The organism is Variovorax stachyos (assembly GCF_051400855.1).
Lineage (GTDB): Bacteria > Pseudomonadota > Gammaproteobacteria > Burkholderiales > Burkholderiaceae_C > Variovorax.
On record NZ_JBLFFN010000009.1, the window covers coordinates 23,928 to 36,956 of the forward strand.

At 69.2% G+C, this 13,029-nt stretch carries 16 protein-coding genes; 9 read left to right on the forward strand and 7 right to left on the reverse strand.

What is annotated here, in order from left to right:
* Positions 1–84: 84 nt before the first annotated feature.
* The gene (locus ACMGEZ_RS17535; RefSeq protein ID WP_436823552.1) at positions 85–864 is read left to right on the forward strand and encodes an SDR family NAD(P)-dependent oxidoreductase; all 780 of its coding nucleotides are present in this window, start codon (positions 85–87) and stop codon (positions 862–864) included.
* On the opposite strand, the gene ACMGEZ_RS17540 is transcribed toward ACMGEZ_RS17535, so the two are convergent.
* Complete coding sequence (locus ACMGEZ_RS17540; RefSeq protein ID WP_436823553.1) at positions 861–1,787, reverse strand: ROK family protein; 927 nt, start codon at positions 1,785–1,787, stop codon at positions 861–863. The two genes, ACMGEZ_RS17535 and ACMGEZ_RS17540, sit on opposite strands and share 4 nt — an antisense overlap.
* A gap of 4 nt (positions 1,788–1,791) precedes the next feature.
* Positions 1,792–1,986, reverse strand: a complete 195-nt coding sequence (locus tag ACMGEZ_RS17545) for a DUF2905 domain-containing protein (protein ID WP_086924150.1) — start codon at positions 1,984–1,986, stop codon at positions 1,792–1,794.
* A gap of 104 nt (positions 1,987–2,090) precedes the next feature.
* On the opposite strand from ACMGEZ_RS17545, the gene ACMGEZ_RS17550 reads away from it, so the two are divergent.
* Positions 2,091–2,294, forward strand: a complete 204-nt coding sequence (locus ACMGEZ_RS17550) for a hypothetical protein (protein ID WP_436823554.1) — start codon at positions 2,091–2,093, stop codon at positions 2,292–2,294.
* Here the strand turns inward: ACMGEZ_RS17550 and ACMGEZ_RS17555 are convergent.
* Positions 2,245–3,153 (reverse strand): helix-turn-helix transcriptional regulator, encoded by a 909-nt coding sequence (locus ACMGEZ_RS17555; RefSeq protein WP_436823555.1) that lies wholly within the window; start codon positions 3,151–3,153, stop codon positions 2,245–2,247. The two genes, ACMGEZ_RS17550 and ACMGEZ_RS17555, sit on opposite strands and share 50 nt — an antisense overlap.
* Positions 3,154–3,292: 139 nt before the next feature.
* Complete coding sequence (hisN, locus tag ACMGEZ_RS17560; protein ID WP_436823556.1) at positions 3,293–4,081, reverse strand: histidinol-phosphatase; 789 nt, start codon at positions 4,079–4,081, stop codon at positions 3,293–3,295.
* A 102-nt stretch (positions 4,082–4,183) separates the two neighbouring features.
* Between hisN and ACMGEZ_RS17565 the strand changes: the two genes are divergently transcribed.
* Together ACMGEZ_RS17565 and ACMGEZ_RS17570 are read left to right on the forward strand one after the other, a co-directional pair.
* The gene (locus tag ACMGEZ_RS17565) at positions 4,184–4,567 is read left to right on the forward strand and encodes a DUF5329 family protein (protein WP_436823557.1); all 384 of its coding nucleotides are present in this window, start codon (positions 4,184–4,186) and stop codon (positions 4,565–4,567) included.
* Positions 4,568–4,571: 4 nt separating this feature from the next.
* On the forward strand, positions 4,572–5,687 hold the full coding sequence (locus ACMGEZ_RS17570) for an AI-2E family transporter (protein WP_436823558.1): 1,116 nt from the start codon (positions 4,572–4,574) through the stop codon (positions 5,685–5,687).
* A 23-nt stretch (positions 5,688–5,710) separates the two neighbouring features.
* Here ACMGEZ_RS17570 and ACMGEZ_RS17575 read toward each other — a convergent pair whose 3' ends face one another.
* The 3 genes from ACMGEZ_RS17575 to ACMGEZ_RS17585 all read right to left on the reverse strand — a co-directional run bounded on the left by ACMGEZ_RS17575 (position 5,711) and on the right by ACMGEZ_RS17585 (position 9,347).
* On the reverse strand, positions 5,711–7,015 hold the full coding sequence (locus ACMGEZ_RS17575; protein ID WP_436823559.1) for a hypothetical protein: 1,305 nt from the start codon (positions 7,013–7,015) through the stop codon (positions 5,711–5,713).
* 263 nt (positions 7,016–7,278) lie between these two features.
* Entirely contained in the window at positions 7,279–8,163 is an 885-nt protein-coding gene (locus ACMGEZ_RS17580) for a TauD/TfdA dioxygenase family protein (RefSeq protein ID WP_436823560.1), read from the reverse strand.
* Between the two features lie 86 nt (positions 8,164–8,249).
* Entirely contained in the window at positions 8,250–9,347 is a 1,098-nt protein-coding gene (locus tag ACMGEZ_RS17585) for a class I SAM-dependent methyltransferase (protein ID WP_436823561.1), read from the reverse strand.
* Positions 9,348–9,367: 20 nt separating this feature from the next.
* Between ACMGEZ_RS17585 and ACMGEZ_RS17590 the strand changes: the two genes are divergently transcribed.
* The 5 genes from ACMGEZ_RS17590 to ACMGEZ_RS17610 are packed head-to-tail and all read left to right on the forward strand — an operon-like array spanning position 9,368 to position 12,797.
* The gene (locus ACMGEZ_RS17590; RefSeq protein ID WP_436823562.1) at positions 9,368–10,156 is read left to right on the forward strand and encodes an SDR family oxidoreductase; all 789 of its coding nucleotides are present in this window, start codon (positions 9,368–9,370) and stop codon (positions 10,154–10,156) included.
* Entirely contained in the window at positions 10,156–10,545 is a 390-nt protein-coding gene (locus ACMGEZ_RS17595) for a dihydroneopterin aldolase (RefSeq protein ID WP_436823563.1), read from the forward strand. The genes ACMGEZ_RS17590 and ACMGEZ_RS17595 overlap by 1 nt, the downstream gene beginning before the upstream one ends.
* A 3-nt stretch (positions 10,546–10,548) precedes the next feature.
* Positions 10,549–11,463 carry a tRNA 2-thiocytidine(32) synthetase TtcA gene (ttcA, locus tag ACMGEZ_RS17600; RefSeq protein ID WP_436823564.1) on the forward strand — a complete coding sequence of 305 codons (915 nt, stop codon included), beginning with the start codon at positions 10,549–10,551 and terminating at the stop codon, positions 11,461–11,463.
* A 37-nt stretch (positions 11,464–11,500) separates the two neighbouring features.
* Positions 11,501–12,124, forward strand: a complete 624-nt coding sequence (locus tag ACMGEZ_RS17605) for a DUF4136 domain-containing protein (protein ID WP_436823565.1) — start codon at positions 11,501–11,503, stop codon at positions 12,122–12,124.
* Between the two features lie 31 nt (positions 12,125–12,155).
* Complete coding sequence (locus ACMGEZ_RS17610) at positions 12,156–12,797, forward strand: histidine phosphatase family protein (protein WP_436823566.1); 642 nt, start codon at positions 12,156–12,158, stop codon at positions 12,795–12,797.
* The last annotated feature ends 232 nt before the right edge of the window (positions 12,798–13,029 follow it).

The following is a 13,029-nucleotide window of genomic DNA, read 5'->3' on the forward strand; positions in this document are numbered from 1 at the left end:
GTTCTATCTTTTTCTGGCAGTTTATCGGCTCATTGTTCTTCCCTAAAGTTCACTTCACCGTAGCACTTTTTCAAAGGAAGCGACATGAGCACCCCTGACCGGACCCCCAGCCCCCCCATCGCCCTCATCACCGGCGGCAGCCGCGGCCTGGGCAAGAACACAGCGCTGAAGCTGGCCGAGCGCGGCGTCGACATCCTGCTGACCTACCGCAGCGGCGCCGAAGAGGCGCAGCAGGTGGCGCGGCAGGTCGAGGCCCTCGGCCGCCGCGCAGTCGCATTGCGGCTCGACGTGGCGGACAGCGCGAGCTTCGCCGCCTTCGCGGCCCAGGTGAAGACGGCCTTGACCGAGGTCTGGCAGCGCGAGCGCTTCGACTACCTGGTGAACAACGCCGGCATCGGCATTTATGCGAGCTTCGAAGAAACCAGCGAGGAGCAGTTCGACCAGCTGCTGAACATCCAGCTCAAGGGCCCGTTCTTCCTGACCCAGAAGCTGCTGCCGCTGATCGCGGATGGCGGGCGCATCGTCAACATCTCGACGGGCCTCGCGCGCTTTACCCTCCCGGGCCATGCGGCCTACGCGGCGATGAAGGGCGGCATCGAGGTGCTGACGCGCTACCAGGCCAAGGAGCTGGGCGCGCGCGGCATCGCCGTCAACGTGGTGGCGCCGGGCGCGATCGAGACCGACTTCGGCGGCGGCCTGGTGCGCGACAACGCCCAGGTCAACAGCCACATCGCGTCCCAGACGGCGCTGGGCCGCGTGGGCGTACCGGACGACATCGGCGGTGCGATCTCCTCGCTGCTCCAGCCGGAGAACCGCTGGATCACCGGGCAGCGCATCGAAGTGTCGGGCGGGATGTTCCTTTAATCGAGCAAGGCCAGGGCGGCGTAGTCGCCGACCTTGTCGCCCAGCCCGGCGGGCACCAGCACCGCCTCGCGGGTGAGTGCGACCAGCTTGCCGTCGATCTCGGCCTGCAGGCGCGGCAGCAGGAAATCGCGGTTGTGCCAGAACACGCTGCCGCCCAGGCTGATGCGCTCGAGGTCGAGCGTGGCGATCAGGTTGTAGAGCATGCGGCCCATCACCCGGCACAGCGCCTCGGTGGTGGCCAGGGCCTGCGGCTCGCCGGCAGCAGCGGCGGCGAACAGCTCCGGCGGCGGCTGGCCGAAGCGGCGCGCGATGGAGTTGCCGGCGACCAGGGCCTCCACGTCCCCGACGTTGCCGCAGCCGCACAACGCATCGTTATCGTCGTCGGCCACGAAGCTGTGGCCCGCGTGGCCCGCGTTGCCGTTCTTGCCGTGCAGGATGCGGCCGTCCACGCACAGGCCCACGCCGACGCCGGTGCTCCAGGTGACATAGGCGCAATGGTCCGTGCCTTGCAGCGCGCCCCAGGTGCGCTCGGCCTCGAGCGCGGCCACGGCGTCGTTCTCGACCCGCACATGACCGAAGCGCTCCCGCAGCGGCGCCTCCAGCACGGCCGTCATCCAGTCGTTGGGCAAGCCGCGCGCCGGGCCCGCGATGCCGCCGCAGATGTTGGGTGTGGCGAGCTCGACCCGGCCGTCGCGCAGCACGAAGGGGCCGGCCGAGGACACGCCCACGCGGTCGATCGAGGCGGCCGCGATGCCCTGCTCGGCGCTGATCTCGTCGATGAGCCGCAGGATCTGCAGCGCCACCGCATCGTTGCTGCCGGTCTTGGCGGTGGGCTCGCTGCGGCGGCCGATCAGCGCAGTGCTGCCGTCGGGCGAGAGGCTCACGGCCAGCTTGGTGCCGCCGATATCGACGCAGGCTCTCATGGGGTCAGATCCATCGTGCAATCAAGGCTGCGATCAGGCTGAGCACCACGGTGCTCCCGATCGGCAGCTGCCACTCGCGCCCGAAGGCGCGAAACTCGAAGTCGCCGGGCAGGCGCCCGAAGCCGAAGCGCCGCAGCCATTGCGTCAGGCCGCTCATCAACAGCAGCGCGAGCACGACGACGATCAGCCAGCGAATCATGTGAGCAGTCTAGCGCCCGGGGTCGCGGCATGTCGCAAAACTGCAAGACCCCACTGCGCCACTGGCGGAACATCGGTCACTCGACACCACGCAAGGAGATGCGCATGTTCGACGAGGCGTTCCGCGCCGGCCTGGCCGGCCTGCTGCTGGCGCTGGCCGCGGCCGGCATCGCAGCCTGCGACATGCAGGCCACCATCCGCTCCGCAGCCCTCGCCACCGAGGCGTGGAGCGACAGCGGCAAGGTGCTCGCCTGGCCGCTCAGGCCGCCAGCCGAAGCGCCTCGGGCTCGCCCCCGGCGGGCAGCATGATCATGCGCTGCGCGAAGGCCGCCCGCAGTGCGCGTGCGGGGCCACCGCCCTCGCGCAGCTGGCGCGGCGTGACGCCCGCCGTGTCGGAGAAGGTGCGGGTCATGTGGGCCTGGTCGGCATAGCCCTGCTCCGCCGCCACATGCGCCAGCGGCATGCCGTCGGCGATCGCGCAGGCGGCGCGCTGAAAGCGCACCAGCCGCGCATAGCCGGCGGGTGCGACGCCCAGCCATTGACGGAAGTCGCGCTCCAGCTGGCGCCGGCTCACCCGATGCTGGCAGGCCAGCTCGTCGACCGACAGCTCGGGCGCCTCGAGCAGCGACATCGCCGCCGCCGCCACGCGCTCGGCCTGCCAGCCCAGCGGGCGGCGCTCGCCGATGCGGGTCTCGAGCCAGCGCCCGAAGACCGCGCAGCGCTCCGGACCCGCCGCCGCACCGATCAGCGCGCCATGCAGGATCGCCTCCTGGTAAGGGGGCACGATCTCGCGCAGCGGCAAGCGTTCGTTGCACAGGTTGTCCCAGGGCCGGCCGAAGGCGCGCAGCAGGCCCAGCGGCGTGAGCATCGCCACCGCCAGCTGCCCGCGGCCCTGCGTCTGGAAGTCCACGGGGCGCGTGCGCAGGGCCGACACCATGACGCGCAGCGCGCCGCCATCGCCGGCGGCGCGGCAGTCCAGCCGCTCGTCGCAGTAGGCCGTGACCATGAAGAGCTCATGCGGCAGCCCCCGGTGCACGCCGCCTCCGAGAGCCTCGATATCGATCAGGCCCAGCGAGGCCACGTGCCGCCCCGGCAGCGCGGCAGCGGCGCAGGCGTGCGCAACATGGAAGCGCTTGGCGGGCGCGGCGTGGATCGCGTGGATGGACATCGAAGGACTCCCATGAAACATGAAGGGAAGCATCGATTGTTCGCGACAAGGCGCGTTCCGTCGCCGGGGCGTCTGTCCCGTTTTCAGCGGACGGGGGCCGTGGCGCGGCGCGCGGGCGGGACATCCGTCCCGTGACGCCTCACACCTGGGCGTTCAGGATCGCCAGCGCCTCGCGGTGCAGCGCGGGCGTGGCCGCGGCAACGACGCGGCCGTTCGAGGCCAGGCCCAGCGGCCGGCCTTCCCAGTCGGTGATCACGCCGCCCGCGGCCTCGATCAGGCCGGCCGGACCGAGGTAGTCGTAGGGCTGCAAGCCGGTCTCCACCACCAGGTCGATGCTGCCCCCGGCCAGCTGGGCGTAGCTGTAGCAGTCGCCGCCGAAGCGGCGCATCGCGCAGCGCCGGCTCAGCCGGTCGAAGGCTTCCCAGTCGGCCGGGCCGAAGATGTCCGGCGAGGTGGTGAAGATGCGCGCCGCCTCGACGCGGTCGCAGGCGCTCACGTGCACCGGCTGCCCGTTGCGCTGCGCACCGAGGCCGGCCTGCCCGACCCAGCGCTCGCCCAGCACCGGCATGTCGACCATGCCCAGCTCGACGCGGCCGCCGCGCACCAGCCCGATCAGCGTCCCCCAGAGCGGCGAGCCTGTGATGAAGCTGCGCGTGCCGTCGATCGGGTCGAGCACCCAGACGTTGGCGGCGTCCACGCGTTCCAGGCCGTGCTCCTCGCCGAAGATGCCGTCGGCCGGCCGCTCGGTGCGCAGGATCTCGCGCATCGCCGCCTCGGCCGCGCGGTCGGCCATCGTGACCGGGCTTTCGTCGGCCTTCGCGATCACCTCCAACGGCGTGCGGAACAGGGGCAGCGAATGGGCGGCGGCGGCGTCGGCGAGGGCGTGGACGATGCGCAGGGCATCCTGGGGCGAGGCGGTGGAGCTCATGGAGAAACGGGCCAAAGAAGCCGATTAGACCCGAGGCGGCGGTTTGACACGCTGCCCCGGCTGGGCGAGCATCGCCGCCAAACAGCTCGAACAAGAGGCCCCATGCCCGATCGTCGCCGATGCCTGCGCATCGCAACCCTCGCCCTGCTTGCCGCCATGGCCCCACTCGCCGCCGCCACGCCCTCGGAGCAGGAACACAAGTTGATCATGGCCCTGATCGCGCGCGTCCAGGGCATGACGACCATGAAATTCCTGCGCAACAACGAGGCGCACAACGCGGCCGAGGCAGCCGAGCACATGCAGGCCAAGTACAAGCATTTCCACAAGGAGATCGTCACGGCTGAAGACTTCATCGAGCGCTGCGCCTCGCGCTCGGAGCTGACGGGCAAGCCCTACATGGTCAAGCTCGCGGACGGCAAGACGCGCGAGGCGCGCGGCTTCCTGATGCAGGAGCTGCGCGCGCTGCGGCAGCAGGGCCGCCGCTGAACAGATGGCCGACACTCCGCACAGACGCGATGTCCCCGATGCGGCCGACCCTGAAGAGCAGGGCGAGCCGGCCGGCTGGCTCACGAGGCCCCGCACCTCGGCGCTGGTCCTGGCGGTGATGACCGCATTGGTGTTCTACCTGTGCTGGCGAATCACCGAGCCGTTCGTACCGGCGCTGGCCTGGGCGCTCGCGCTGGCCATCCTCGGGTCCCGCTTGCACCGCCGCTTGGCGAAGCGAATCCACAATCGCAACGCGAGCGCAGCCCTGGCGACAGCGGTCATGGTCATGTTCATTGCAGCGCCCATCGCGGCGACCGCGCCGACCCTCGCGAGCAAGGTGAAGGACGGCTGGGAGAGCTTGCGTTCGGAATCGGTTCGCAGCAGGATCGACAAGGCGTTGCGCAGCAATCCATCCCTTGCCCCGGTCGCCTCTTTCGTGTCGAGGCATGTGCCGTCCACCGACGAACTGACGAAGCAGCTGGCGCCAGGTCTCTCGGGCCTGGTGACCGGTTCGGTCTGGGCCGGGATGCAGCTCCTGATCACTTTCTTTGCCCTGTTCTATTTGCTGCGCGACCGCGAGGCGGCGCTGCGCCACCTGCGTTCGACCCTGCCGCTGACCACGAGCGAGGCAGACCGGCTGTCGAGGCGGATCGAGGAGGTCGTGAGAGCAAGCGTCTTCGGCACACTGTTCGTGGCAGTCATACAAGGCACGCTGGGCGGTCTCATGTTCTGGTGGCTGGGCCTGCCCGCGCCCTTGCTGTGGGGCACGGTGATGTGCCTGCTGTCGGTGCTGCCCCTGGTGGGGGCGGCCGTCGTCTGGATCCCTGCTGCCATCCTGCTCGCCATGGAAGGCAGCTGGGAGAAGGCGCTGGTCCTGACCGCCTGGGGTTCGGTCGTGGTTGCGCTCATCGACAACCTCCTGTATCCCATCTTCGTCGGCAGCAAGCTGCGCTTGCACACCTTGCTCACCTTCATTGCGATCGTCGGCGGCCTGTTCGCGTTCGGTGCATCCGGTCTCGTTCTTGGGCCCGTCGTGCTCGCGGTCGCGCTCGCCGCGATGGAGATCTGGCACGAGCGGACAGCCGCCGGCCAAGCCGCTGACGCCCCCACCAGTTCGTGATGCGGCTCGCGTCCGGCCCGAGGCTAGGCCGGGCCGTCGCCCATGGCAGACAACAGGTCGAGCGGATGCACCATGGCCTCCCGCACCTGCTTCGCGGTTTCGTACTGGTACAGCGCCGAGCGCAATCGAGGCTCGTTCGCCAGGGCGTTCCACACCGCCAGGAGATCCGAATCCGGTGGTGCCTCGCCGCGAGCGAGCCGGCACGCGAATGCGAGGCTTGCGGGCTCGCCGAGCAGAACTGCCTTCGTCGCCGCACTCAAGAATGGCGGATGCGATTCGGCCGGCGCGGAACAGCAATAGATCACGTGATGCGGCAGCGAATGGCCGTGGGGCCGGAGCCTGCAAAGCGATGCGCCCGCGATGTATGCCTGGCCGTCTGGCGAAGCAAAGGCGTAGGTCCGGCCGGGATCGGCATGCGCGAGTCGCCGCAAGCCGCGCAGGAGCCGCGAGAAGTCGGACGTCGCAGCAGCGGGGGATGCCTTGATTTCCGCAAGAAGAACGATCTCGTCGCCGTCCGGGCCGGGTCGCACGATGGCCGCGTCCCATTCGTCCTTCGCCTTGTTCGTCTCTCCGGGGAAGCCTCGCGGTGGGCGAAGGCTTCGCACGACACGATAGGCGGCCCCTTGTTCGCGGTGCCGGTTCAGCAGCTCGGCGATGCCGCCGAAAGCCTGCACGGTGGTGTGCTCGGCCAGCTCGCCCAGGCGGGCCGAAGCGCGGCCCGACGTGGCCGCGGCATCGCTGCCTGCCAGCGGCCCCCTTCGTTCGCTCAGCCGCAGGTAGCGTTGCACGGCTTCGTTGCGCAGCAATGCGCTGCCCTGCGCAAGGCGCTGCAGCGCCGGGCTCGATCGGAGCCCTTCCAGCAGTGAAGGCACCTGCTCCCCGGCCGTGATGTCCTGCGCGAGTGGCTGCTCGGTCGCCGCGGCAAGCTCTGTCCAGGCACCGTCGGCCGCGAGACCGTGCAAGCGGGCCAGCGCATCGCGCGTCTCGCCGGCGGGCAGGTCGCGCAGCTTGCCGGGATGTCCGATGGCGTCCGTGGCGGCACGAACCGCACGGCGGTCGCTCGCGACCTGCGCGGCCAAGCGCACGTGCTCGCGAACTTCCGCGCTCTGCGCCTGGAGCACGAGTGCCTGGAATGCCGGATCGCCGCCTTCCGAGGCGAGCGCCCTGCGGATCAGCCCGGCAAGGGCGTGCGTAAAGAAATCCTTCATGCGCGCCGGCGCCGTCGATCCGTGTTCCTGCATGGCGCGCACGGCTTCGATCGCGAATGCCAGTGCGGCGTCCACCCCGATCGACGCCGCCGCATCGGCGTCGATCGGCAACGGGGGCATGCGGTACCTGCGCGGCGCTGCGCGCACGGTGGTCAGGAGGAATGTGTCGAGGTGCTGCAATCTCGCGATCGGGCCGTGGCGCCCGCCTGTCCACGTTGGTGAGGACGATCCTAGATCCCTCTCGAGTTTGGGGCACCGGGCTGTCTAGTCGTACGTTGCTGTTGTGTTGAGTGCGGAGCCGGGAATTCGCCCCGGCTCCGGCCTCAACAAAAGCACAACGGACGAATCGACAACAAGGGTGCGCAACCCTCCCCCCTCGCCATTCAGAAAGGCACATCCCCTTCGATAGTGGTCCGATAGAGCTTGCGCCGCAGTTGATCAGGCGTCCCCGCCGCCAGGTGCATCAGCGAACGGTTGTCCCAGAACACCAGGTCATGCGGCGCCCAGCGATGGCGGTACACGTACTCGGGCTTGACACTGTGAGCGAACAGCTCGCCCAGCAGCGCATCGCTCTCGTCCTGCGGCAACCCGACGATCCGGGTCGTGAAATGCTCGCTGACGAACAGCGCCTTGCGGCCGGTCTGGGGATGGGTGCGTACCACCGGCTGCACGGCTGGCGCGACCTGGTCGATCTGCGCCTGGGAGAGCTTGGGACGCCAGGGGTTCTTCGCGCGCAGCTCCTCGTACTTCGCAAGGTAGCTGTGCTCGGCCTTGAGCGGCAGGATGCGTTGCTGCAAGGCCGGACTGAGCCCTTCCCATGCCAGGTGCTGGTCGGCGAAGAGCGTGTCGCCCCCCTCGCTCGGCAACTCCTGCGCATGGAGCAGCGAGCCCAGGCTGGGCTTGGGCTTGTATGAAATGTCCGAATGCCAGTACGCGCCGGCATCGCCGAGGCCCAGCGGCTCGCCGTCGGGCTTCTTGATGTTGGAGACGATCAAAATCTCGCGATGGCCCGCCAGGTGGAACTGGTGCAGCACGTGGATCTCGAGCGGGCCGAAGCGGCGGCTGAACTCGATGTGCTGGTCGGGCGTGATTCGCTGGTCCCGGAAGACCAGCACATGGTGGTCCAGGTGCGCGCGATGGATGCGGGCAAAGTCGGCGGCACTGATGGGCCTGGCGATGTCGAGGCCGATCACTTCGGCGCCGACCGGCGCATCGAAGCGGCGGATCTCGAAATCCTGGAGCGGCGCGGTATCGGTGGCAGAAGTCATTGAAGCGGTTGGTCGGGGGAGTCGCCCACTGTAGGAGCGAGCCCGGGGATTGCCAACATATTGTTCGTTGCTAGCTTATTGCCACATCACAGCGTATGGCTGCGGTCGCCTTCGGAGAAACCGAGCGCGTCCCAGCCCTCGCCGGCCGCGAAGCCGATCACCTTGAACAGCTCGCCCATCTCGTGCTCGTGGATCAGCCGCGCTGCCAGCGTGCGCTCGGGGAGCGAGGCCTCTTCCATCATCGGCAGGAGGCCGGCGTTGAGCAGGAACCTGGCCTGACTGGTGTAGCCCAGCACCGCCAGGCCGGCGTCCTGCCCGGCCAGGGCGATACCGGTGAAATCGACATGGGCGGTGATGTCCTTGGCGCCGACATCGGCCAGCGGGTCCGTGTCGGCCTGGTGGCCGCGGTGGCACATGACGGTGCCCATGTGGCGCTGCGGGTGGTAGTACTCGGCCTCGGGAAAGCCGTAGTCGATGAAGAAGGCGGCGCCCTGTTCGAGCCGCTCCGCCAGCGTGGCGATGAAGGCACGGGCCTGCGGATGGACCTCGGTCAGGTAGTCGTGCGCGCCGGCAATCTCCACGGGCGGGCGCAGTTCGGTCGGGCGGTCGTCCCACGCAAAGCCCTCGTCCTGCGCAATGACGCCGCGCTCGAACCACGCCCCGCCGCGGCGCGCCAGCAACTGGACCGGCATGGCGTCGAGCACTTCGTTGCCCACCACCACGCCACGCATCCGCGCCGGCAGCTCCGACAGCCATTCGACCTTGGCGGCCCAGGGCGCGAGCGCCTGCTGCTGGCGCTCGCGCAAGGTGCCGGACAGGTCGACGATGCGGTAACGAGCGATGCGATCGCCCAGCGCCCCGAGCAGCTGTGCGGCCAGCGCGCCCGAGCCGGCGCCGAACTCCCAGATCTCGTCGGTGCCGGTGCGATCCAGCGCCTCGGCCAACTGCAGCGCCAGGGTCCGCCCGAACAGGGGCGTGAGCTCGGGCGCGGTGACGAAGTCGCTGCCCGAATCGGGCATGCGGCCGAACTTGCGGCTCGCGTTGGCGTAGTAACCCAGGCCCGGCGCGTACAAGGCCAGGGCCATGAAGCGGTCGAAGGACAGCCAGCCGCCATCGCGCTGCAGGGCGGCGTCGATAATCCGGGTCAGGGGGTTGGCGCGCGCGGCGCCCGGCTCCTCGTTCATAGGACAGGAAATCTATCAGCATGCGCGAATCCACCCCACGCCCCGGCGTGCTCGTGACCGGCGGCGGCCGACGGCTCGGCGCCGCGGTCTGCGAAGCCTTCGCGCGCGCGGGCTGGCCGGTGTGGTGCCAGTACGGCGCGTCGCGCGAAGAGGCCGAGGCGCTGTGCGCCCAGCTGCGCAGCGAAGGACACCGGGCCACGGCGGTCGAGGCCGACATCGGCAGCGCCGCGGGCCGGCGCGCCCTGCTCGATCGCATCGAGAGCCCTCTCGGCTGCATCGTCAACAATGCCGCAGCCTTCGAGCCCGACACCGGGCTGGATTTCGACGAGGAAACCGCCCTGCGCCAGATCGGCGTGAACCTGATGGCCCCGCTGGACTTCGCGCGCCTGCTCGCGCAGCGCGCCGCCTCGGGCGACGGCATCGACCGCTGCGCGATCCACATCCTCGATCAGAAGGTCCACAACCTGAACCCCGACTACTTTTCCTACACCGTGTCCAAGCTGGCGCTGGAGCGCGCGGTGGCGTTGCAGGCGCAGTCGCTGGCGCCGGCGGTGCGCGTGTGCGGCGTGGCGCCGGGCATCCTCTACCAAAGCGGGCCGCAGGACGAGGCCAACTTCCAGCGGGCGGCGCGCGCCAACCTGCTGCGCCGGCCCATCGATCCGGCCGACGTCGCGCGCACCTGCGTCTTCCTCGCCGGCACGCCCAGCGTGACCGGCAGCACCCTCAGCGTGGACAACGGCCAGCACCTGGTGCCGCTGCCGCGCGACATCATGTTCGTCGTCGACGAGCTGCTGAAAGCACCCAAGTGATGAGTCCTACGTCCACCGACCCGCTGCTGAGTACCTGCCGCCGCCTCTTCCTGCGCGACTACGAGGTCTGGATCAACATCGGCGTGCACGATTTCGAGAAGCGCGCCGAGCAGCGCGTGGTGATCAACGTCGATCTCTACGTGCCACTGGACGTGTCCACGCCCAAGGCCGACGAGCTCGACGAGGTGGTCGACTACGACTTCATCCGCCGCACCGTTGCCACGCGCCTGTCCAAGGGCCACATCCACTTGCAGGAAACGCTGTGCGACGACATCCTCACGCAGGTGCTCATGCATCCGAAGGTGCACGCCGCGCGGGTGTCCACAGCCAAGCCCGATGTGTATCCCGATTGCGCCGCTGTCGGCGTTGAAGTTTTCAGGAGCAAGTGAGCCATGAGCGCTGTATGGATCGACGAGGCACCCGCGTCCGACGGCAACAACAGCTTGAAGATCGAGCGTGAGACGCACAAGCTCGAGAAGCGGCTGTGCCGCGAGGTCGGCCGCGCCATCTTCGACTACAACATGATCGAAGCCGGCGACAAGGTCATGGTCTGCGTCTCGGGCGGCAAGGACAGCTATGCGCTGCTGGACATCCTGCTCAAGCTCAGGGCGCGCGCGCCGGTGCACTTCGACATCGTCGCGGTCAACCTCGACCAGAAGCAGCCCGGCTTTCCCGAAGAGGTGCTGCCCACCTACCTGAAGGCCCTGGGCGTGCCCTTCCACATCGAGGAGCAGGACACCTACTCCATCGTCAAGCGCGTCATTCCCGAGGGCAAGACCACCTGCGGCCTGTGCAGCCGGCTGCGCCGCGGCATCCTCTACCGCGTGGCCGACGAGCTGGGCGCCACCAAGGTCGCGCTGGGCCACCACCGCGACGACATGCTGCAGACCTTCTTCCTCAACATGTTCTTCGCCGGCAAGCTCAAGTCGATGCCGCCCAAGCTGGTGAGCGACGACGGCCGTCACATCGTGATCCGGCCGCTGGCCTACGTGGCAGAGAAGGACCTGGTGCGCTGGGCGCAGCACCGCGCCTTCCCCATCATTCCCTGCACGCTGTGCGGCAGCCAGGAGAACCTTCAGCGCAAGCAGGTCGGCGAGATGCTGCGCGAGTGGGAGCGCAAGCATCCCGGGCGCATCGAGAACATGTTCAACGCGCTGCAGAACGTGGTGCCCTCGCACCTGCTGGACGGAACGGCCTTCGACTTCAAGGGTCTGAGGACGACCGGCGTGGCCGATGAGGAAGGCGACAAGGCCTTCGACCCGCCGGACTTCCCGCCGCCTTCGCCGCTTCGCATCGTGCAGCTTTGAGAACCGGGCCGCGGCGGGCCCCGACGAAGAGATCCGCATGAGACACGTACTCGCCGTCCTCGCGCTTTGCATCGCCCTCGCGGGCTGCGCCACCCGCTGGGTGGTCGACAGCGACGTCCGCAGCTTCTCGAGCCTCGGCACCGTGCCGGCCGGCGCCACCTACCGCTTCGAGCGCCTGCCCTCGCAGCAGGCCAGCGAGGCGCAGCAACAGCAGCTCGAGGCCATGGCCGCCGCGGCGCTCGAGCGCGTGGGCCTGCGGCGCGACGACGCCAAGCCGCAATACACGGCGCAGATCGGCGCGCGCGTGACGGCCGAGCTCTCGCCCTGGGCCGACCCCTGGTACTTCCACGGCGCGTGGGGGCCGGGCTACCGGCCCTGGGGCTATGGTCCATGGCGCGGGCGCGGCCTGTACGGCGGCGGCTGGTACGGGCCGGCCTTCACGCCGCCGGCCAATCCCTGGTACGCACGCGAGGTCAGCATCGTGCTGCGCGAGCTGCCCTCCCACCGCGTCGTCTACGAAACGCACGCCCGCAACGAAGGCCCCTATGCGGCGAGCGGCGCCGTGCTGCCCGTGATGTTCCAGGCCGCGCTGCAGGGCTTCCCCAACCCGCCGGCGGGTGGGCGCCGCGTGGACATCGAGATCCCTACTGCCAAGAACTGACCAGGCTCCACCGCCTCCTAGAATCTTCCCGATGGAGGCCACCCGACTCATCGCCGTGCGTCACGGCGAAACCGCCTGGAACGTCGATACCCGCATCCAGGGCCAGCTCGACATCGGCCTGAACGACACCGGCCTCTGGCAGGCCCGGCGCGTCGGGCAGGCGCTGGCGGACGAGCCCATCGCCGCCATCTACGCCAGCGACCTGGCGCGTGCCTGGCAGACCGCCCTCGAGATCGCGCGCCCGCGCGGCATCGAGGTCCAGCCCGAGCCCGGCCTGCGCGAGCGGGCCTTCGGCCACTTCGAGGGCCGCACCTTCGCCGACATCGATGCCTCGCTGCCCGAGCAGGCGCGCCTCTGGCGCACCCGCGACCCGGCGTTCGCGCCGGAAGGCGGCGGCGAATCGCTGCTGGCTTTCAGGGAGCGGGTGACGGGCATCGCGGCGCAGCTGGCGCAGCGGCATCCGGGCGAGCTGGTGGTGCTGGTGGCGCATGGCGGCGTGATGGACGTGCTCTACCGCGCCGCCACCCGCCAGGAACTCCAGGCCCCGCGCACCTGGCACCTGGGCAATGCCGCCATCAACCGGCTGCTCTGGACCCCCCAGGGCTTCACGCTCATCGGCTGGGGCGATATCGGGCACCTCGACCAGGGCACGCTGGACGAGACGACGGCCTGACCCGCCTGCGCCAGGCCCGCCTTCAAATAGAACTTTTCTATGAGTTTTTGCCTGCTTCAAGGCTTTTGCTGTAGCCTGTTTGTATTCAAAATGTAAAAAGCGGAGCAGAATCGTGTCCGCCCGAGGTTCTGGCTGACACCGCGAACGCAACCGAATGCGTCGAATGTTGCAGGGCGTCCAAACGGCATAGGCGGCCGACATGGCTTTCGTACGGTGGCGGATCCCGCCGCTC